This is a genomic window from Leclercia adecarboxylata, assembly GCF_023639785.1.
In the GTDB taxonomy this organism is placed as follows: domain Bacteria; phylum Pseudomonadota; class Gammaproteobacteria; order Enterobacterales; family Enterobacteriaceae; genus Enterobacter; species Enterobacter adecarboxylatus_D.
Genome location: NZ_CP098325.1, coordinates 3671639 through 3692096 on the forward strand (window position 1 = coordinate 3671639; position 20458 = coordinate 3692096).

The 20458-nt window shown below is 55.8% G+C and carries 20 protein-coding genes and 5 tRNA genes; 11 read left to right on the plus strand and 14 right to left on the minus strand.

Annotation, left to right across the window (positions count from 1 at the left end; translation table 11 throughout):
* Positions 1-43 precede the first annotated feature (43 nt).
* The 13 genes from NB069_RS17300 to mltB all read right to left on the minus strand — a co-directional run bounded on the left by NB069_RS17300 (position 44) and on the right by mltB (position 8880).
* Positions 44-472, minus strand: coding sequence for a YqaA family protein (locus tag NB069_RS17300; RefSeq protein ID WP_039029988.1), 429 nt, complete (start codon positions 470-472; stop codon positions 44-46).
* Positions 469-1035 (minus strand): fructose-1-phosphate/6-phosphogluconate phosphatase, encoded by a 567-nt coding sequence (gene yqaB, locus NB069_RS17305; RefSeq protein WP_250585548.1) that lies wholly within the window; start codon positions 1033-1035, stop codon positions 469-471. The genes NB069_RS17300 and yqaB overlap by 4 nt, the downstream gene beginning before the upstream one ends.
* Positions 1036-1159: 124 nt before the next feature.
* Positions 1160-1236: transfer RNA gene (locus NB069_RS17310), tRNA-Arg, on the minus strand.
* Positions 1237-1300: 64 nt separating this feature from the next.
* A tRNA-Arg gene (locus tag NB069_RS17315) sits at positions 1301-1377 on the minus strand.
* Positions 1378-1573: 196 nt separating this feature from the next.
* Positions 1574-1650: transfer RNA gene (locus tag NB069_RS17320), tRNA-Arg, on the minus strand.
* Between the two features lie 64 nt (positions 1651-1714).
* Positions 1715-1791, minus strand: a tRNA-Arg gene (locus tag NB069_RS17325).
* A gap of 4 nt (positions 1792-1795) precedes the next feature.
* A tRNA-Ser gene (locus NB069_RS17330) sits at positions 1796-1888 on the minus strand.
* A 342-nt stretch (positions 1889-2230) separates the two neighbouring features.
* Positions 2231-2416, minus strand: coding sequence for a carbon storage regulator CsrA (gene csrA / locus NB069_RS17335; RefSeq protein WP_000906486.1), 186 nt, complete (start codon positions 2414-2416; stop codon positions 2231-2233).
* Positions 2417-2657: 241 nt separating this feature from the next.
* Entirely contained in the window at positions 2658-5285 is a 2628-nt protein-coding gene (gene alaS, locus NB069_RS17340; RefSeq protein WP_250585550.1) for an alanine--tRNA ligase, read from the minus strand.
* A gap of 131 nt (positions 5286-5416) precedes the next feature.
* Positions 5417-5917, minus strand: a complete 501-nt coding sequence (gene recX, locus NB069_RS17345) for a recombination regulator RecX (protein ID WP_250585552.1) — start codon at positions 5915-5917, stop codon at positions 5417-5419.
* A 67-nt stretch (positions 5918-5984) separates the two neighbouring features.
* Positions 5985-7043 (minus strand): recombinase RecA, encoded by a 1059-nt coding sequence (recA, locus tag NB069_RS17350; RefSeq protein WP_250585554.1) that lies wholly within the window; start codon positions 7041-7043, stop codon positions 5985-5987.
* 87 nt (positions 7044-7130) lie between these two features.
* Positions 7131-7628: a nicotinamide-nucleotide amidase gene (gene pncC, locus NB069_RS17355; protein WP_250585556.1), complete on the minus strand. Its 498-nt coding sequence runs from the start codon at positions 7626-7628 to the stop codon at positions 7131-7133.
* A gap of 160 nt (positions 7629-7788) precedes the next feature.
* Positions 7789-8880 (minus strand): lytic murein transglycosylase B, encoded by a 1092-nt coding sequence (gene mltB, locus NB069_RS17360; protein WP_250585558.1) that lies wholly within the window; start codon positions 8878-8880, stop codon positions 7789-7791.
* A gap of 267 nt (positions 8881-9147) precedes the next feature.
* Here mltB and srlA point away from each other — a divergent pair, with 267 nt between their 5' ends.
* From srlA to gutQ, 7 genes are all read left to right on the plus strand, one after another.
* Positions 9148-9711: a PTS glucitol/sorbitol transporter subunit IIC gene (gene srlA / locus NB069_RS17365; protein ID WP_250585560.1), complete on the plus strand. Its 564-nt coding sequence runs from the start codon at positions 9148-9150 to the stop codon at positions 9709-9711.
* Positions 9708-10667 carry a PTS glucitol/sorbitol transporter subunit IIB gene (gene srlE, locus NB069_RS17370; RefSeq protein WP_250585562.1) on the plus strand — a complete coding sequence of 320 codons (960 nt, stop codon included), beginning with the start codon at positions 9708-9710 and terminating at the stop codon, positions 10665-10667. Before srlA ends, srlE begins: the two co-directional genes overlap by 4 nt.
* A 12-nt stretch (positions 10668-10679) precedes the next feature.
* Positions 10680-11042 (plus strand): PTS glucitol/sorbitol transporter subunit IIA, encoded by a 363-nt coding sequence (gene srlB / locus NB069_RS17375; RefSeq protein ID WP_250585564.1) that lies wholly within the window; start codon positions 10680-10682, stop codon positions 11040-11042.
* Positions 11043-11056: 14 nt separating this feature from the next.
* Entirely contained in the window at positions 11057-11836 is a 780-nt protein-coding gene (gene srlD, locus NB069_RS17380) for a sorbitol-6-phosphate dehydrogenase (RefSeq protein ID WP_250585565.1), read from the plus strand.
* 102 nt (positions 11837-11938) lie between these two features.
* Complete coding sequence (gutM, locus tag NB069_RS17385; protein WP_250585567.1) at positions 11939-12298, plus strand: transcriptional regulator GutM; 360 nt, start codon at positions 11939-11941, stop codon at positions 12296-12298.
* A 63-nt stretch (positions 12299-12361) separates the two neighbouring features.
* Positions 12362-13135 carry a glucitol operon DNA-binding transcriptional repressor SrlR gene (gene srlR, locus NB069_RS17390; protein ID WP_250585569.1) on the plus strand — a complete coding sequence of 258 codons (774 nt, stop codon included), beginning with the start codon at positions 12362-12364 and terminating at the stop codon, positions 13133-13135.
* Positions 13128-14093, plus strand: a complete 966-nt coding sequence (gene gutQ, locus NB069_RS17395) for an arabinose-5-phosphate isomerase GutQ (protein ID WP_250585571.1) — start codon at positions 13128-13130, stop codon at positions 14091-14093. The genes srlR and gutQ overlap by 8 nt, the downstream gene beginning before the upstream one ends.
* On the opposite strand, the gene norR is transcribed toward gutQ, so the two are convergent.
* Complete coding sequence (gene norR / locus NB069_RS17400; RefSeq protein WP_250585573.1) at positions 14090-15604, minus strand: nitric oxide reductase transcriptional regulator NorR; 1515 nt, start codon at positions 15602-15604, stop codon at positions 14090-14092. The genes gutQ and norR overlap by 4 nt on opposite strands.
* A 189-nt stretch (positions 15605-15793) precedes the next feature.
* On the opposite strand from norR, the gene norV reads away from it, so the two are divergent.
* From norV to nagE, 4 genes are all read left to right on the plus strand, one after another.
* Positions 15794-17236, plus strand: a complete 1443-nt coding sequence (gene norV / locus NB069_RS17405) for an anaerobic nitric oxide reductase flavorubredoxin (protein ID WP_250585575.1) — start codon at positions 15794-15796, stop codon at positions 17234-17236.
* A complete protein-coding gene (gene norW, locus NB069_RS17410; RefSeq protein ID WP_250585577.1) occupies positions 17233-18366 on the plus strand; it encodes an NADH:flavorubredoxin reductase NorW in 1134 nt (377 codons plus the stop codon). The genes norV and norW overlap by 4 nt, the downstream gene beginning before the upstream one ends.
* Before the next feature lie 201 nt (positions 18367-18567).
* Positions 18568-18726, plus strand: a complete 159-nt coding sequence (locus tag NB069_RS17415) for a hypothetical protein (protein WP_250585579.1) — start codon at positions 18568-18570, stop codon at positions 18724-18726.
* A 210-nt stretch (positions 18727-18936) separates the two neighbouring features.
* The gene (gene nagE, locus NB069_RS17420) at positions 18937-20427 is read left to right on the plus strand and encodes an N-acetylglucosamine-specific PTS transporter subunit IIBC (protein ID WP_250585581.1); all 1491 of its coding nucleotides are present in this window, start codon (positions 18937-18939) and stop codon (positions 20425-20427) included.
* The last annotated feature ends 31 nt before the right edge of the window (positions 20428-20458 follow it).

Sequence of the window (20458 nt, forward strand, 5' to 3'; positions counted from 1 at the left end):
TATTTAGCATAATTGTAATGGTTTCTGGTCACAAACAGTCCAATTAGTGCCACCACGTCATACCCTGCAAAGTTGCAACGGCTACAAGAATGTAGCGCAACGCCTTGCCAAGGCATAAAAAAAAGAGCACGGGCCCCCAGGAGATGCGCATCCATCCCGCCAGCAGGCACAATAAATCACCGATTACCGGCATCCAGCTTAATAAAAGCGTGGCAGCGCCATAGCGTTTTAGCCAGCCGACTGCCTTTTCCTGCCAGCGCGACGTTTTGCGTAGCGGAAAGAATCGTCCAAGAATAACGTTAGTCAGGCCTCCAAGGCTATTACCCATTGTTGCTATTAACACGAGTAGCCAGGGCTGACTGACGCCGGACAAGAGCATCGCCACCAACACCACTTCCGAGTTTCCGGGCAGGATCGTGGCGCTTAAAAAACTGCTGGCGAATAATGAAGCAAGTGACAGCGCGTCACTCACAGTAAGCGAACATCCACCGCGGCCATACCGGCATCCCGTGCTGCCTGAATACCGAAATCGGCATCTTCAAACACGACGCACTTCGCAGGTGACACACCCATGCGCTCTGCGCAAAGCAGGAAGGTGTCTGGAGCAGGCTTATGGTTTTTAACATGATCGGCCGCGACCACGGCAGAAAAATAGTGGCGCAGCCCAAGATGATTGAGCAGAGCCTCGGCAATAGCGCTTTCACTGCCCGTGCCGACAGACATGGGACGACGCCCGTGCCACTCCTTTACTACTTCAATTAAAGGTAAAGGACGTACGGTGTCTAACAGCATGGCTTTAACCGCATCGGTTTTTTCACGCGCGAGCTGGTGGGGATCGAGATCGGCCTGATTCAGTTCAATCACGGCCTGAGCAATACGCCAGGTTGGAGATCCGTTGAGGGCAATCATCGCCTGCAAGTCAAAACGCATACCGTACCTGCCCAGAACGTCTGTCCAGGCTTTACGATGCGTTGGCTCGGTGTCCAGGATGGTGCCATCCATATCGAAAATCAAACCGTCATACTGTGCGTACATCGTGCTCTCGCGAAAGGATTACAAAGCGTTACTTTAACGTAAACAAGGCGTTTTGTCGCTGCTTAAGGCGGGCATTAGATTGGGAGTGCTGAAGAAATAAACTACAAAGGGGATATCGAAAGAATGGTGCATCCGGGAGGATTCGAACCTCCGACCGCTCGGTTCGTAGCCGAGTACTCTATCCAGCTGAGCTACGGATGCATCAGGATTTACTACTGTACTGCCTGGTATTCATATCACTTCTAAAGCAATATGAGGTAATAGATGGTGCATCCGGGAGGATTCGAACCTCCGACCGCTCGGTTCGTAGCCGAGTACTCTATCCAGCTGAGCTACGGATGCATCAGGATTTACTACTGTACTGCCTGGTATTCATATCACTTCTAAAGCAATATGAAGTAATAGATGGTGCATCCGGGAGGATTACTCGGCTGCGCCTCGCCCTTCGGGCCGCTGCTAAAGCAGCGTTATCCTCCCTGGTGCTTGCGATTAACTCGCAGACCTTGAAACAACAGCGTCGCTGTTATCTCGGAGAATATGGTGCATCCGGGAGGATTCGAACCTCCGACCGCTCGGTTCGTAGCCGAGTACTCTATCCAGCTGAGCTACGGATGCATCGGGATTTACTACTGTACTGCTCGATATTCATATCACTTCTAAAGCAATATGAAGTAATAGATGGTGCATCCGGGAGGATTCGAACCTCCGACCGCTCGGTTCGTAGCCGAGTACTCTATCCAGCTGAGCTACGGATGCAAAATGGCGGTGAGGCGGGGATTCGAACCCCGGATGCAGCTTTTGACCGCATACTCCCTTAGCAGGGGAGCGCCTTCAGCCTCTCGGCCACCTCACCACACAACGCCTCTTTCGAGTGCTTCGAGTAACTCGTTAAGAGCTTCTCGTCGCTGCGTGGCGCATATATTACTTTCTGGGACTTATAAGTCAAACAATTTTCCACAAGCTTTTATCGTTTGCACAAATCACAGGCAATTCGCATGTAAAACCCGCAAAGAGGGTGTTTTATAAACGGATTTTGCGCTCCTTTCCGCACTCTTCTACATCCAGAAAGATGGATTTTGCCCAGGTAAACGATATGAGAGTGGTCAAAAACAGAGCAATCGAAACAGAACGGTAACTTTAAGAGAGGAGAATGACAGGAGGGTTGCGTCTCGCCAGACAGCGAGACGCGATAATATCAGTAACTGGACTGCTGGGATTTTTCAGCCTGGATACGCTGGTAGATCTCTTCACGATGAACAGAGACTTCTTTAGGGGCGTTAACACCAATACGAACCTGGTTACCCTTTACCCCTAAAACTGTCACGGTGACCTCATCCCCAATCATGAGGGTCTCACCAACTCGACGAGTCAGAATCAGCATTCTTTGCTCCTTGAAAGATTAAAAGAGTCGGGTCTCTTGTATCCCGGCATTATCCATCATATAACGCCAAAAAGTAAGCGATGACAAACACGTAATGTGTAGGCAGTCACGGCATCACAATCTGTTAAACGTAAGTTTAGCCGATATACACAAACTCAACCTGACTTTATCATTATCGATAGCGTAGAGCGCAGTACGCCATAACGATGTCGTTATGGCGTCTGTGTACGCTTTGTAATTATTACAGTTTCGAATTTACCCAGCTTTCTACACTGGCCAGTGCTGCCGGGAGGGCTGCTGCGTCCGTACCACCGGCTTGCGCCATGTCTGGACGACCGCCACCTTTGCCGCCCACTTGCTGAGCGACCATACCAATCAGTTCCCCTGCTTTAACACGGTCGCTCACGTCCTTCGATACGCCCGCAATCAGAGAAACCTTACCTTCTGCTACCGTTGCCAGAACGATAACCGTTGAACCGAGCTGGTTCTTCAGATCGTCGACCATGGTACGAAGCATTTTTGGCTCAACGCCTGCCAGTTCGCTGACCAGCAGCTTAACGCCTTTAATTTCAACCGCTTTGCTGGAGAGGTTTGCGCTCTCAGCAACCGCAGCCTGTTCTTTCAGCTGCTGCAGCTCTTTTTCCAGCAGACGGGTGCGTTCCATCACGCTGCGCACTTTCTCGCCCAGGTTCTGGCTGTCGCCTTTCAGCAGCTGTGCGATATCGTGCAGCTGATCGCTCTCAGCATGCAGGCTGGCAATTGCGCCTTCACCGGTAACCGCTTCGATACGGCGAACGCCTGCCGCGGTTCCGGATTCGGACAGGATGCGGAACAGACCGATGTCGCCCGTACGGCTGGCGTGCGTACCGCCACACAGTTCGGTGGAGAAATCACCCATGCTGAGCACGCGTACACGTTCGTCATACTTCTCGCCGAACAGAGCCATCGCGCCTTTATCTTTTGCCGCTTCGAGATCCATGATGTTGGTTTCGACAGGCAGGTTACGGCGGATCTGAGCGTTGACCAGATCTTCCACCGCACGGATTTCAGACGGTTTCATCGCTTCAAAATGCGAGAAGTCGAAACGCAGCACTTTGTCATTCACCAGCGAGCCTTTCTGCGCAACGTGCGTGCCCAGAATCTGGCGCAACGCGGCGTGCATCAGGTGCGTCGCGGAGTGGTTCAGACGAATACGTTCGCGGCGCGCTTCGTCAACGACAGCCTGTACGCCCTCGCCCACTTTCAGTTCGCCGGATGCCAGCGTGCCCTGGTGACCAATTGCCTGACCGTATTTCTGCGTGTCGCTGACCGCAAAGCTGAAGCCATTGCCTTTCAGCTCGCCTTTATCGCCAACCTGACCGCCCGATTCTGCGTAGAACGGTGTCTTATCCAGAACCACAACAGCAGTCTGGCCCGCGCTGATGCTGTCCACGGCTTTGCCGTCAACAAACAGGGCAGTCACTGTACCGTTGGTTTCCAGGTGCTCATAACCTTCGAACTCGCTGCTGCCATCAACGCGGATCATTGCGTTGTAATCGGCACCAAAGCCGCTGGACTCACGCGCGCGACGGCGCTGCTCTTCCATTGCTGCTTCAAAGCCTGCTTCGTCAACTTTGATGTTGCGCTCACGGCAAACGTCCGCCGTCAGGTCAACCGGGAAGCCATAGGTGTCATACAGACGGAAAGCCGTTTCGCCATCCAGCGTGTCGCCTTTCAGCTTCGACAGCTCGTCGTCCAGCAGAGCCAGACCACGCTCCAGCGTACGGGCAAACTGCTCTTCTTCGGTTTTCAGAACCTGCTCAACCTGCGCCTGCTGGCGTTTAAGCTCTTCACCCGCTGCGCCCATGACGCTAACCAGTGGACCCACCAGCTTATAGAAGAAGGTGTCTTTCGCGCCCAGCATGTTGCCGTGACGAATGGCGCGACGAATGATACGGCGCAGCACGTAACCACGGTTTTCATTCGATGGGATCACGCCATCAGCAATCAGGAAGGCACAGGAACGGATATGGTCGGCAATAACGCGCAGGGATTTGTTGCTCAGTTCGGCCGCGCCAGTCACTTCGGCAACGGATTTAATCAGGTTGCTGAACAGATCGATGTCGTAGTTGGAGTTAACGTGTTGCAGTACCGCAGCAATACGCTCCAGACCCATACCGGTATCGACGGATGGCTTCGGCAGCGGCTCCATGGTGCCGTCAGCCTGACGGTTGAACTGCATGAAGACGATGTTCCAGATCTCGATATAACGGTCGCCGTCTTCCTCAGCGCTACCCGGAGGGCCGCCCCAGATGTGATCGCCATGATCGTAGAAGATTTCGGTGCACGGGCCGCATGGACCGGTGTCACCCATCTGCCAGAAGTTGTCAGAGGCATAAGGTGCGCCTTTATTATCGCCGATGCGAATAATACGTTCGCGCGGAATACCGACTTCTTTTTCCCAGATTTCATAGGCTTCATCGTCGGTTTCGTAGACGGTAACCCACAGACGCTCTTTCGGCAGGTTGAACCAGTTTTCACCGGTCAGCAGTTCCCATGCGTACTGGATTGCGTCATTTTTGAAATAGTCGCCGAAGCTGAAGTTACCCAGCATCTCGAAGAAAGTGTGGTGACGCGCGGTATAACCGACGTTTTCCAGATCGTTGTGTTTACCACCCGCACGTACGCAACGCTGCGAGGTGGTTGCGCGGGAATAATTACGCTTGTCGAGACCAAGGAAAACATCCTTGAACTGGTTCATCCCGGCGTTGGTAAACAGTAAAGTTGGATCGTTGTTCGGTACCAGGGAGCTGCTGGCAACAACCTGATGTCCCTTACTATGGAAAAAATCGAGAAACGCCTGTCGGATCTCAGCGGTGCTCTTGCTCATAATTATCCTGAAATCAAGCTAACGAAATGTCACAGCAGGCCACTACACAACCTTTGTTGGACTGACCAGCTACTGGAAAAAGTGGGAATAAGATAAGTTTTCTTTAGTGGGAAGTAAAATCCCGCATGCGTTCAATCAGTAAAATTACGCCAGATCTCCTGAATATCTTCCATCAGATACCCGCGGTAGAGCAAAAAGCGCTGGATTTTGACTTTTTCTGAAAACTCACGCGGCAGCGGTTCACCGTACTTCCGCACCGCCTGTTCCCGCGCCAGTTCACACCAGTCAATTTCGCATTCGCGCATCGCCCTTTCGCTGGTTTCGCGCGCGATACCTTTCTGATTAAGCTCCTGGCGAATACGCGCCGGGCCATAGCCTTTACGGCTGCGGCTGGCAATAAAGCGTGAGACGAAGCGGGTATCGTCCAGATAGCCGTGCTCATAGCACCAGGCGATCACTTTATCGTAATCTTCTTGCGTGGCATCGATGGCTTCAGGTCCGTTTTTACTCATAACGGGCGCTGAGAGTTTGCGGCGCAGCTCCTGTTCGCTGTGGTCACGCACGGCAAGAATGCGTACCGCGCGATCCAGCAGACGGTTCCAGGCGGGGCGTCGGGGGGATGATTCATTCATAAAGCACCTGCTGAAAAACAAATGCAAAAAAGGGCCGCAATCGCAGCCCTTTTATTACATCAAGTGATTAGAAGTCTTCGTTGGTTTCTTCTACGTCTGCGTCATCCGCAGTGAAGTCCGGCTTGGTATCCTGATTGTTGAGAAGCAGATCGCGTACCTTTTTCTCAATCTCTTTCGCCGCTGCCGGGTTCTCTTTCAGCCAGGAGATAGCATTCGCTTTACCCTGACCAATCTTGTCGCCGTTGTAGCTGTACCAGGCGCCCGCTTTCTCAATCAGCTTCTCTTTCACGCCGAGGTCAACCAGCTCACCGTAGAAGTTAATACCTTCACCGTAGAGGATCTGGAATTCAGCCTGTTTAAACGGTGCAGCGATTTTGTTCTTCACCACTTTCACGCGGGTTTCGCTACCCACCACGTTCTCACCGTCTTTGACAGCACCGATACGGCGGATGTCCAGACGCACAGAGGCGTAGAATTTCAGCGCGTTACCACCGGTGGTGGTTTCTGGGTTACCGAACATCACACCAATCTTCATACGGATCTGGTTGATGAAGATCAGCAGCGTGTTGGACTGCTTCAGGTTACCGGCCAGCTTACGCATCGCCTGGCTCATCATACGTGCCGCGAGGCCCATGTGAGAGTCACCGATTTCGCCTTCGATCTCTGCTTTCGGGGTCAGCGCTGCAACGGAGTCGACGATGATGACGTCAACTGCGCCAGAGCGTGCCAGTGCGTCACAGATTTCCAGCGCCTGCTCACCCGTATCCGGCTGGGAACACAGCAGGTTATCGATATCCACGCCCAGCTTACGTGCGTAGACCGGGTCCAGCGCGTGCTCGGCATCGATAAAGGCACAGGTTTTACCTTCGCGCTGTGCAGCAGCCACAACCTGTAACGTCAGGGTGGTTTTACCGGAAGATTCTGGCCCATAGATCTCTACGATACGACCCATAGGCAGGCCGCCAGCACCCAGTGCAATATCCAGAGAAAGCGAACCGGTGGAGATAGTTTCTACATCCATGGAACGATCTTCACCCAGGCGCATGATGGAACCTTTACCGAATTGCTTTTCGATCTGGCCCAGTGCTGCCGCCAACGCTTTCTGTTTGTTTTCGTCGATAGCCATTTTTTCCTCTCATGCCGGGTGAAACAACTGCGCTTCACCGTGGATTTCTGTTCTGTTGGGGCAATTATACTGTATGCTCATACAGTATCAAGTGTTTTGTAGAAATTGTTGCCAGAGCGTTTTTAACGCATATTCGGTGGCCTGACGGCGCACGCTTTCACGGTCACCGCTGAAGCACTCCCGACGGGTAATTCCCTCGCCCTGGGCGGTCGCAAAGCCAAACCAGACCGTGCCGACAGGCTTTTCCGCGCTGCCGCCGTCTGGCCCGGCGATACCGCTTACAGAGATAGCGTAATCCGCACGGGCGGCACGCAACGCGCCAATCGCCATCTCGATGACCACCGGTTCACTGACCGCGCCATGCTCAATAAGCGTGGGCTCCCGCACCCCAATCATCTGCGCTTTCGCTTCATTACTGTAGGTGACAAAACCGCGTTCAAACCAGGCGGAACTGCCTGCGATATCGGTGATGACTTTCGCCACCCAGCCGCCGGTACAGGACTCAGCGGTAGTGACAGTCGCCCCGCGCTGTTTCAGCGCCTGCCCTACTTTCTCACTAAGCTGCATCAATTCATGGTCAGTCATATCGTTTAGGCTCCTGAAAAACATGCAGCACAAGATAGCACTTTAGTCTGTAGATATGAGGATGAGGTGGACGTTTTACGAGGGGGCTTCAGAAAAAATAACCTGCCCGTTCTGCTGAGGTTTACAGGTGAGCGGCATTCGCCACTCACCTTTTCATCGGTTAACTGAACGGAGATGACGCCCGCGCCTGTGATACCGCGAGCCCCAGCTGCCAGACCGCCATCGCATAGTGCGTGCTGTGGTTGTAGCGGGTGATGGTGTAGAAGTTTGGCAGACCGTACCAGTACTGATAGCCGGTGCCAATATCCAGACGCAGCAGGCTCACCTGCTGATTCCCCTTCAGCGGCTGCTGCGGCGTAAGGCCGGCCGAGGTCAGCTGCGCTGCGCTATAGCGGGTTTTAAAGCCGTTCTCCAGTCCAGGTGCCTGGCCGTTAGCGAGAATGGCCACCGGTTCGCCGGGTTGCCAGTCATGTCCTTTGAAGTAGTTGGCGACGCTGCCAATGGCATCTTCCGGGTCCCACAGGTTGATGTGCCCGTCCCCGTTGAAATCCACCGCGTACTGCTTATAGGAGGACGGCATAAACTGGCCGTAGCCCATCGCACCGGCAAAGGAGCCTTTCAGATCCAGCGGGTCATCCTGCTCGTCGCGCGCCATCAGCAGGAAGGTCTCCAGCTCGGAGGAGAAGTATTCCGCGCGACGCGGATAGTTAAAGGAGAGCGTCGCCAGCGCATCGAGAATGCGGGTTTTGCCCATCACGCGTCCCCAGCGGGTCTCCACGCCGATAATCCCGACGATAATCTCCGGCGGCACGCCGTAAACCTGTTGGGCGCGGGTCAGCGCATCCTGATACTGGTTCCAGAACGCCACGCCGTTTTGCACGTTGTCCGGGGTAATAAACTGTTTGCGATAGCGCAGCCATGCGCCGTTTGGCCCGGCTGGCGGCTGGGTAGTCGGTGCCTGGCGGTCCATCAGCCGCAAAACATAATCCAGACGTTTTGCCTGGGAGAGGATCTCCTGCAGCTGGGCTTTATTAAAGCCGTGCTTGCTCACCATTTTGTCGATGAACTGCTCCGCCGCAGGGTTGTTGGCAAAGTCGCCCCCCATTTGCATCACGTTATGCTGGGGCTCCAGCAGAAAGCCGCCGGAAGGGGCACCTGCCGTTTGCTGGACCTCTTCGGACTTCGGTTTACTGCTGCAGGCAGAGAGCAGGATAAGCGCAGGGAGTAGCGCTGCGTAACGACGCTTAAACATGACACATCCATTCAACGAATTCGATAAGTGGCAAGTATGGTAAAGCATCCGGGATGCCTCAAGGAAGGGGCGCACGCGTACCCGGCAAAATCTTTACGCGCCTGAAAGCAAATTCGTTCTCATCTGAACGCCATCCCCCACGCTTCGCGCATTATCTTTCAAAATAATCCATTTTTCTTTCATTGTGAGATCTAATTAACACTTTAAAACCTTTCAAAGTGATTATTATTACCCCGCCAGAGAGAATTCACCCTACAGGAGAAAACAATGATAGAAACCATCACCCATGGCGCCGAGTGGTTTATCGGGCTGTTTCAGAAAGGTGGCGAGGTCTTTACCGGCATGGTCACCGGCATTCTGCCGCTGCTGATCAGCCTGCTGGTGATCATGAATGCGCTGATCAACTTTATCGGCCAGCACCGGATAGAAAAGCTGGCCCAGCGTTGCGCCGGTAACCCCGTTTCCCGCTACCTGCTGCTGCCCTGCATCGGTACCTTCGTGTTCTGCAACCCCATGACCCTGAGCCTCGGACGCTTTATGCCCGAGCGCTACAAACCGAGCTACTACGCGGCGGCATCCTACAGCTGCCACTCGATGAACGGCCTGTTTCCGCACATCAACCCCGGCGAGCTGTTTGTCTATCTGGGGATCGCCAGCGGCCTGACCACCCTCGGCCTGCCGCTTGGTCCGCTGGCGGTGAGTTACCTGCTGGTCGGCCTGGTGACCAACTTCTTCCGCGGCTGGGTGACCGATCTCACCACCGCCATTTTCGAAAAGAAAATGGGTATTCAGCTTGAACAGAACGTCCAGCTTAAGGGAGCCACAGCATGACCCGTATCCGGATTGAAAAAGGCGTGGGTGGCTGGGGCGGCCCGCTGGAACTCGACGCCACCGGCGAGAAAAAGATCGTCTATATCACCGCGGGTACCCGCCCGGCCATTGTCGATAAGCTGCGCGAACTCACCGGCTGGGAAGCGGTGGACGGCTTTAAAGAAGGCGAGCCGCCAGAAGCGGAAATTGGCGTGGCGGTGATCGACTGCGGCGGCACCCTGCGCTGCGGCATCTACCCGAAACGGCGCATTCCTACCGTCAATATTCATTCGACGGGGAAATCCGGCCCGCTGGCGCAGCATATCCTGGAAGACATTTACGTCTCTGGCGTAAAGGAAGAGAACATCACGCGGGTAAACGGTTCCGCACCGGTGAAAACGAGCGCACCGCGCGAATATGACACCAGCAAGAAGATCACCGAGCAGAGCGACGGCCTGCTGGCAAAAGTAGGGATGGGGATGGGCTCCGCGGTAGCCGTGTTGTTCCAGTCCGGGCGCGACACCATCGATACGGTGCTGAAAACCATCCTGCCGTTCATGGCCTTCGTCTCGGCGCTGATCGGCATCATCATGGCGTCCGGCCTGGGCGACTGGATCGCCCACGGCCTGGCCCCGCTGGCCAGCCATCCTCTCGGGCTGGTGACGCTGGCGCTGATCTGCTCCTTCCCGCTGCTGTCGCCGTTCCTCGGCCCCGGTGCGGTCATTGCTCAGGTGATTGGCGTGCTGATTGGCGTGCAGATTGGGCTTGGCAATATCCCCCCGCATCTCGCCCTGCCCGCGCTGTTCGCCATTAATGCCCAGGCCGCCTGCGATTTTATCCCGGTGGGGCTGTCGCTGGCTGAAGCGCGCCAGGACACCGTGCGCGTCGGCGTGCCTTCCGTGTTGGTGAGCCGCTTCCTGACAGGTGCGCCAACGGTGCTGATTGCCTGGTTCGTCTCCGGCTTTATTTATCAATAAGAGGTTTATGTGATGAGCGTGATTTACCAGACCACCATTACCCGTATCGGCCAGAGCGCCCCGGATGCCCTGAGCGACCAGATGTTGATTACCTTTCGTGAAGGGGCGCCGGCGGATATCGAAGAGTTTTGCTTTATCCATTGTCACGGCGAAATGAACGGCGAGCTGAGAGCCGGAAGTCATCTGGAGCTGGGTGAAACGCGTTATGCCGTGACCGCCGTCGGCGACGTGGCCGAACAGAACCTGCGCGAGTTGGGCCACATCACCCTGCGTTTTGATGGCCAGCCGCAGGCGGAATATCCCGGCACGGTTCACGTGGATGGCCCGGTTCCGCAGGCTGTTACCCCAGGCTGCACATTAAAGTTTGTTGCGTAATTAAGGAGAGAAATATGAGTCAGGTTGCCGTTGTCATTGGTGGAGGACAAACCTTAGGCGAGTTCCTTTGCCGTGGGCTTGCAGCAGAAGGTTACCGCGTGGCGGTTGTCGATATTCAGAGTGAAAAAGCCGCCCGCGTGGCGGATACCATCAACACCGAGTATGGCGAAGGGACGGCCTGGGGCTTTGGCGCCGACGCCACCAGCGAGCAGAGCGTGCTGGCCCTCGCCCGCGGCGTGGACGAAATTTTTGGTCGCACCGACCTGCTGGTCTACAGCGCCGGGATCGCCAAAGCGGCCTTTATTAGCGATGTAGCGCTGGGGGATTTCGACCGCTCGTTGCAGGTCAATCTGGTGGGCTATTTCCTCTGCGCCAGGGAGTTTTCGCGTCTGATGATCCGCGACGGCATTGCCGGGCGCATCATTCAGATCAACTCCAAATCCGGCAAAGTGGGCAGCAAGCACAACTCCGGCTACAGCGCGGCCAAGTTCGGCGGCGTGGGGCTGACGCAGTCCCTGGCGCTGGATCTGGCGGAGTATGGCATCACCGTCCATTCGCTGATGCTCGGCAACCTGCTGAAATCCCCCATGTTCCAGTCCCTGCTGCCGCAGTACGCGACCAAGCTGGGCATTAACGAAGATCAGGTGGAGCAGTACTACATCGATAAAGTGCCGCTGAAGCGCGGGTGCGACTACCAGGACGTGCTGAATATGCTGCTGTTTTACGCCAGCCCGAAAGCGTCTTATTGCACCGGGCAGTCGATCAATGTCACCGGCGGGCAGGTGATGTTCTGATTGAGCATAAACGCCCGGTGGCGCTTCGCTTACCGGGCCTACAACACCTCGACCCGTAGGCCGGGTAAGGCGCAGCCGCCACCCGGCAATTAAGGAGCTGATATGGTTACTGCATTCATCACCGTCGCCGTTATGGCCTGGATCGGCCAACTGGCGCTCGGCGGCTGGCAAATCCACCGCTTTAACCGCGCGTTTGACGCGCTTTGCCAGCGCGGCCGCGTGGGCGTCGGGCGTTCCGGGGGGCGTTTTAAACCCCGGGTGATCGTCGCCATTGCGCTGGACGAACACAACAACGTCTGCGACTCCCTGATCATGCGCGGGATGACGGTCTTTGCCCGTCCGGCGAAAATCCAGGCAATCAACGGTCTGCCGTGGCAGGAATTAGAGCCCGGTGTGATCTTTCCCAATGATTCACTCTGCCAGGATGCACTATCATTAGCGCTTAAAATGAAACATGGATAATTTCGTTGTGAACGTTATAAGCTTGCGAAATTATCATTTCGCAACCTGAGGAATTCAACGCCTATGAAACCCCGCCAGCGGCAGGCGGCCATACTCGACCATCTGCAAAAACAGGGAAAGTGCTCGGTTGAGGATCTGGCCCACTACTTTGACACCACCGGCACCACGATCCGCAAGGACCTGGTGATTCTGGAAAATTCCGGGGCGGTGATCCGCACCTATGGCGGCGTGGTGCTGAATAAAGACGAGGCCGATCCCCCTATCGATCACAAGACGCTGATCAACACCCATCAGAAAGCGCTGATCGCCGACGCCGCGATAAAATTCATCCATGATGGCGACTCGATTATCCTCGACGCAGGCAGTACGGTCCTGCAGATGGTGCCGATGCTGAGCCGCTTTAATAACATCACGGTGATGACCAACAGCCTGCATATCGTTAACGCCCTGTCCGAATTTGACAACGAACAGACCATCCTGATGCCCGGCGGCACGTTCCGTAAAAAATCAGCCTCGTTTCACGGCCAGCTGGCAGAAAACGCCTTTGACCATTTCAGCTTCGACCGGCTGTTTATGGGCACCGACGGCATCGATCTTAACGCTGGCGTCACCACCTTTAACGAAGTGTTCAGCGTCAGTAAAGCGATGTGCAACGCCGCCCGGGAGGTGATCCTGATGGCGGACTCATCAAAGTTTGGCCGCAAAAGCCCGAATGTGGTCTGCAGCCTGGAAAGCGTCGATAAGCTGATCACCGACGCGGGTATCGATCCGGCGTTCAAAAAAGCGCTGGAAGAGAAAGGAATCGAAGTGATTGTAACCGGAGAGAGAGATGAGTGATTTTCTGTTAAACGCGGGGCGTCAGACCCTGCTGCTGGAACTGCAGGAAGCCAGCCGCCTGCCGGACCGTCTGGGTGAGGAGTTCGTCCGCGCGGCTAACACCATTATTCAGTGCGAAGGAAAAGTGATTGTCTCGGGCATCGGTAAATCCGGGCATATCGGCAAGAAGATTGCCGCCACCCTGGCGAGCACCGGCACCCCGTCCTTTTTTGTCCATCCCGCTGAAGCGCTGCACGGCGATCTGGGGATGATCGAAAGCCGCGACGTGCTGCTGTTTATCTCTTACTCCGGTTCGGCAAAAGAGCTGGATCTGATCCTGCCCCGTCTGCAGGAGAAATCGGTGGCGCTGCTGGCGATGACCGGCAAGGCCCGCTCGCCGCTGGCGCTGGCCGCCAAAGCCACGCTGGATATTTCGGTAGAGCGCGAAGCCTGCCCGATGCACCTGGCCCCGACCTCGAGCACCGTCAACACCCTGATGATGGGCGATGCGCTGGCGATGGCGGTCATGCAGGCGCGCGGCTTCAATGAAGAAGATTTTGCCCGCTCCCATCCTGCCGGCGCTTTGGGGGCGCGTCTGCTGAATAAGGTGCATCACCTGATGCGCACCGACGAGGCCATCCCGCAGGTAAAACTGAACACCAGCGTAATGGATGCCATGCTGGAGCTGAGCCGTACCGGCCTGGGGCTGGTGGCGGTCTGCGATGACGATCGGCAGGTCAAAGGGGTCTTTACCGACGGCGACCTGCGTCGCTGGCTGGTGGGCGGCGGCAAGCTGGAAATCGCCGTCAGCAGCGCCATGACCACCGGCGGCCTGACGCTGAATGCCGAAAGCCGCGCCATTGAAGCCAAAGAGCAGCTGATGAAGCGCAAGATCACCGCGGCGCCGGTGGTGGACTGCAATGGCCGCCTGTGCGGCGCCATCAACCTGCAGGATTTCTACCAGGCAGGTATTCTCTAGCCCTTCAGCCCCAGACGTTTCGCCAGCCGGTGCAGGTTGGCGACGTCTGTCTCCAGCGCCCGCGCGCTTGCCGCCCAGCTGCGGCTGTTCTGCTCCAGCGCCCGGGAGATCATCTGACGCTGAAACGCCTCCGTTGCCTCGCGCAGGTTCTGGTTCACTATTGGCGGGGTCTCCGGCATCGTCGCGGGGACGCTCTCATCATGCAGGGCAAAATGCCGGGCGTGGATCACCACTTCATCCCCTGCCCGCGCCGCCCGGGCCAGCACTACCGCGCGGTGGATGGCATGTTCCAGCTCACGCACGTTGCCCGGCCAGCCGTAGCCCAGCAGATGCGCGCGGGCACCAGAACTTAATACCACCCGGGATAGCCCCATCCGCAGCCGGCACTGCTCGCAGAAATAGCCCGCCAGCAGGACCACATCGTCGCCCCGCTCGCGCAGCGGCGGCACCGACAGCGGAAACACGCTCAGGCGGTGGTACAGGTCGGCACGGAAATTACCGGCCAGCACCTCTTCACGCAGATCGCGGTTAGTGGCTGCCAGCACCCGCACGTCAACCCGCAGGCTGCGGTCATCGCCCACGCGCTGGATATCGCCATACTGCAATACCCGCAGCAGCTTAGCCTGCAGCGCCAGGGAGAGTTCGCCAATCTCATCCAGGAAAAGCGTACCGTTATCGGCCATCTCAAACTTGCCGCTGCGGTTGCTGATGGCGCCGGTAAAGGCTCCTTTAACGTGACCGAACAGCTCGCTCTCCGCCACGCTCTCCGGCAGCGCGGCGCAGTTAAGGTAGACCAGCGGATTCACTCCCCGGGGAGAGGCTTCGTGGATGGCTTTCGCCACCAGCTCTTTTCCGGTGCCGGTTTCCCCCGCGATCAGCACGTTGAGATCAGAGGCGGCGACAATCTCGATCTCTTTTTTCAGGCTCATCATGCCCGGCGAAAGACCGATCATCTCGCTGCTTTTCACCGGTTCAAACCCCGCAGGGCGGGTGGAGAGGCTGTTCTGGCTCTCGAGCTGCTCAATCAGCAGGGCATTGTTCAGCGCCCCGGCGGCCAGGGCAGCAATCAGCCTGAGCTCTTCATCGCTGAAGGTATCGAACTGGTCCGGGGACATGCCGTCGAGGGTCAGGGCGCCGATCAGGTTCTGCCCGGCGAACAGCGGCAGGCCAATACAGGCGTGCACTTTCAGGCTCTCCTGGCCGGGGATCAAACCGTCGTAAGGATCGGGCAGGTCGCTGTCGGCCGGGAAGCGCACCACGTCCCCTGCACGGGCGATGGTCTCCAGCCGCGGATGGCCTTCGAGGGTGAAGCGTCGCCCCAGCACGTCCTGCGCCAGGCCGTCGATAGCCAGCGGGATAAACTGCCGTCCTTCATAGCGCAGCAGCGCCGAGGCATCGCAATCCAGCACATGGCGCAGGGTGGAGATCAGCCGCTGAAAGCGATCCTGATGTCCTATCCCGCTCTGTAATTCAATGGCGATTTTTGCCAGTACCTCTACAGAAAAACTCATTTTCGCCTCACTGTCATTTTGACAATGCATCTTGTCATATTGACTATATCAATGACAGTCAATTTGACTACCCATGAGGGATTATTATTTCAAAACTCTATAAAAATCAGCGCCTTAAAAAACTGGCACGCAACCTGCAATTAGCATGACATCTTTCTTTTAATTACGCTGTATTACGTTGAGGTTGCTATGTCTATTCTGGTTAAAAATAACATTCATTGGGTTGGTCAGCGTGACTGGGAAGTCCGGGATTTTCACGGGACGGAATATAAAACGCTGCGCGGCAGCAGCTACAACAGCTATCTCATCCGGGAAGAAAAAAATGTCCTGATCGATACCGTCGATCATAAATTCAGCCGCGAGTTCGTGCAGAACCTGCGCAGCGAAATCGACCTGGCCGATATCGACTACATCATCATTAACCACGCCGAAGAAGATCACGCCGGGGCGCTGACCGAACTGATGTCTTGCATCCCGGATACGCCGATCTACTGTACCAATAACGCTATCGACTCCATTACCGGTCATCATCATCACCCGGAGTGGAATTTCAACGTGGTGAAAACCGGCGATTCACTGGATATCGGCAACGGCAAACAGCTGATCTTCGTTGAAACCCCGATGCTTCACTGGCCGGACAGCATGATGACCTACATGACCGGCGACGCCGTGCTGTTCAGTAACGACGCTTTCGGCCAGCATTACTGCGATGAACGTCTGTTCAATGACGAAGTGGATCAGGCCGAACTGTTTGAGCAGTGCCAGCGCTACTACGCCAACATCCTGACGCCGTTCAGCCGTCTGGTGACGCCAAAAATTACCGAAATTCTCGGCTTCAACCTGCCGGTGGATATGATTGCCACCTCCCACGGTGTGGTGTGGCGCGATAACCCAACCCAGATCGTCGAGCAGTACCTGAAATGGGCGGCGGACTATCAGGAAGATCGCATCACTATCTTCTACGACACCATGTCCAATAACACCCGCATGATGGCCGACGCCATTGCCCAGGGCATTAACGAAGTTGACCCCAACGTGGCGGTGAAGATCTTTAACGTGGCGCGCAGCGACAAGAACGACATTCTGACCAACGTCTTCCGCTCAAAAGGCGTGCTGGTGGGTACCTCCACCATGAACAACGTGATGATGCCGAAAATTGCCGGCCTGGTGGAAGAGATGACCGGCCTGCGCTTTCGTAACAAACGTGCCAGCGCGTTCGGCTCCCACGGCTGGAGCGGCGGCGCGGTAGACCGACTCTCCACCCGTCTGCAGGATGCCGGTTTTGAAATGTCGATGAGCCTGAAGGCGAAATGGCGACCGGATCTGGATGCGCTGGAAATCTGCCGTCAGCATGGCCGGGACATTGCACGTCAGTGGGCGCTCGCTCCGCTGCCAGAACCGACTTCCAAATCCTCACCCGCTCAGAGCGCCTGTGCGGCAGCGGCCACGGCGGACCTTGGGCCACGCATGCAGTGCAGCGTCTGCCAGTGGATCTACGATCCGGCCACCGGCGAGCCAATGCAGGATGTCCAGCCGGGCACGCCCTGGAGCGAAGTACCGGATAACTTCCTGTGTCCGGAATGTTCCCTTGGCAAAGACGTCTTCGATGAACTGGCGACGGAGGCAAAATGAATAACGGTATCGTCATCATTGGCTCGGGCTTTGCCGCCCGCCAGCTGGTGAAAAATATTCGTAAACAGGATGCAAACGTCCCGCTGACGCTGATCGCGGCGGACAGCATGGACGAGTACAACAAGCCCGACTTAAGCCACGTTATCAGCCAGAGCCAGCATGCCGACGATCTCACCCGCCAGACGGCGGGGGAGTTTGCCGAGCAGTTTAATCTGCGCCTGTTCCCGTACACCTGGGTTACCGATATCGATGCCGCCGCGCACGTGGTGAAAGGCAAAGATAACCAGTGGTCGTATGACAAACTGGTGCTGGCGACCGGGGCTTCGGCCTTTGTGCCCCCCGTGGCAGGGCGCGAGCTCATGCTGACCCTGAACAGCCAGATGGAGTACCGGGCCTGCGAAACCACCCTGCGCGATGCCAGACGGGTGATGATTGTTGGCGCGGGGCTTATCGGCAGCGAACTGGCGATGGATTTTTGCCGGGCCGGGAAAGCGGTCACCCTGGTTGACCATTCCGCCAGCATTCTGTCGGCGCTGATGCCAGCCGAAGTAAGCAGTCGCTTACAACATCGGCTGACCGATATGGGTGTGCATCTGCAATTAAAATCGCAGCTGGAAAGCCTGACCCAAACCGATAACGGGATCTGCGCCCTGCTGGACAGAGACCGCTGTATCGAGGTGGATGTGGTGATTGCCGCCACTGGCCTGCGTCCGGAAACGGCGCTGGCTCAGCGTGCGGGGGCAGAAACAAACCGCGGCGTGAAGGTCGACAGTTATCTGCAAACCACCCAGCCGGATATCTACGCCCTGGGCGACTGTGCCGAAATTAACGGTCAGGTGCTGCCATTCCTGCAACCCATACAGTTAAGCGCTATGTATCTGGCGAAGAATCTGCTCGGGGGCAACACGCCGTTGAAACTGCCCGCCATGCTGGTGAAGGTCAAAACCCCGGCGCTGCCGCTGCACCTGGCAGGCGAAACCCAGCGTCAGGATTTGACCTGGCAGATCGCCATCGAAATGCAGGGCATGGTGGCAAAAGGGGCCGACAGCGAGGGCAATTTACGCGCCTTCGTGGTCAGTGAAGATCGTATGAAGGAGGTCTTCGCCCTGCTGAAAGCGTTACCCGTTTAACCCTCAGACGCTTGCTCTTTCTCGTTGTATGCTTGTCAGACTTTGCATTTTGCCGCCCCGGTGCCCGGGGCTTTTTTGTTTTTTAAATTAATCAAGAAAAGTATTGGATAATAAAATACGGAACAGCCTGAAAACAGCACCCTGTTTTATTCCGCGATTTTTCTCCAGACTAAAAGCCTGTTCATTAGCCGGAGAGAAAAAATGGCGAACTTCAGGAAAGAGATTAACGACCTTGCTGACTACTTTAAAAAAGTACAACATGTCGAACGCATATTATTCCGCTGGCTTTACCTTACTCCGGAAGCCCGCACGCAGCGCCTGCAGGAGCTGATGATGCCCACCAGCAACAAAAAGCAGTAATAAGAAAACGGCATCCCTGCCGTTTTTTTGTGCCGAAAAAGCGGAAATATTTACCAAATGCATCATTGTTTATTTAAATATAAATAAGCCAAAGGATTCATAAAAATATTACTTCAGGCCTCATCACATTTTTACTTTCCGCCATTTTAACCACGCAGAAAAAATGTTATTTTTCGTCGTGAATTAAGCCTTTTTTTGGAAACAGACACTATGAACGTATTTAGCTATTTGCAACGTTTAGGCAAAGCATTGATGCTGCCTATTGCCACTTTACCGGTGGCAGCAATTTTATTACGTCTGGGCCAACCCGACGTGTTTAATATTCCCTTTATCGCCAGTGCTGGCGGCGGCATTTTTGACAGCCTGCCCCTGCTCTTTGCGCTGGGTATCGCTATCGGTCTGGCGAAAGATAACGCCGGTGCCGCTGCGCTCGCTGGCGCTGTCGGGTTCCTGGTATTGACCAAAGCCACCGCGGTTATCAACTCGTCGATTAACATGTCGTTCTTCGCCGGGATCATCGCGGGGATCGTGGCAGGCCACTGTTACAACCGTTTCTCTGATACAAAACTGCCTGATTTCCTGGCGTTCTTTGCCGGTAAACGGTTAGTACCCATCATGACCGGGCTTATCTGCCTGCTGCTGGCGTGGATTTGTGGCTATGTCTGGCCATCCGTTCAGCACGGTATCGATACGTTCAGCCTGATGGTTTCGCGCAGCGGCGAGCCGGGCTGGTTTATCTACGGTGTGCTTAACCGCGCATTGATCCCCTTCGGCCTGCACTACATTCTGCATTCAGTATTCTGGTTCAGCCTCGGCGACTGCCTGAAAGTGACCTACGATGCGGCCAGCAGCCTGCACAATATCTGCCTTGCGCCGGACGTGGTGAAAGGGTTAGTGGTAGGTGGGGCCGTACCGGGTATTGATGGTTCCAGTATCACCCAGATCGCCACCGACCTGACCCGCGGCGATCTCAACCGCTTCTTCGCTGGCGACCCGCATGCAGGTGTCTACATGGCGTGGGCGTACCCAATCTTCATGGGCGGCCTGCCTGGCGCAGCGCTAGCCATGTACTTTGCGGCCCCGAAAGCGCGTCGTTCCGTGGTTGGCGGGATGCTGCTTTCCGTGGCGCTGACCGCGTTCCTTACCGGTATCACCGAACCGATTGAGTTTTCCTTCCTGTTCCTTGCTCCTGCTCTGTATGCCCTGCATGCCGTGCTGGCCGGGATCAGCATGGTGATCGTCAACAGCCTCGGCGTGTTGCACGGCTTTGGTTTCTCGGCGGGCCTGATCGATTTCGTGCTGAACTGGGGATTAGCGACTAAACCCTGGATCCTGATCCCCCTGATTGCCCTGTTTTTTGCGATTTACTTCGTGGTCTTCAGCCTGGCGATCCGCTTCTTCAAGCTGAAAACCCCTGGCCGGGAAGAGGACGAAAGCTTAGCGGGCGAATCGGACGACCAGAGCGAAGCCATCACGCAATACATTGCTGCCCTGGGCGGCAAAGAGAACCTGAAGCTGGTGGATGCCTGTATCACCCGCCTGCGTTTAACGCTGGCTGACAACAGCGTCCTCGACGAACCGGCGCTTAAGGCCCTTGGTGCTAAAGGTATTCTGAAGATGGGCACGCAGAACGCGCAGGTGATCCTTGGACCGCAGGCGGAAAGCATCGCGCTGAAAATCAGGGCGCAGCTCAACGCTTAATTAACGCAAAAATCCTCTCCCTCTTTCCCGC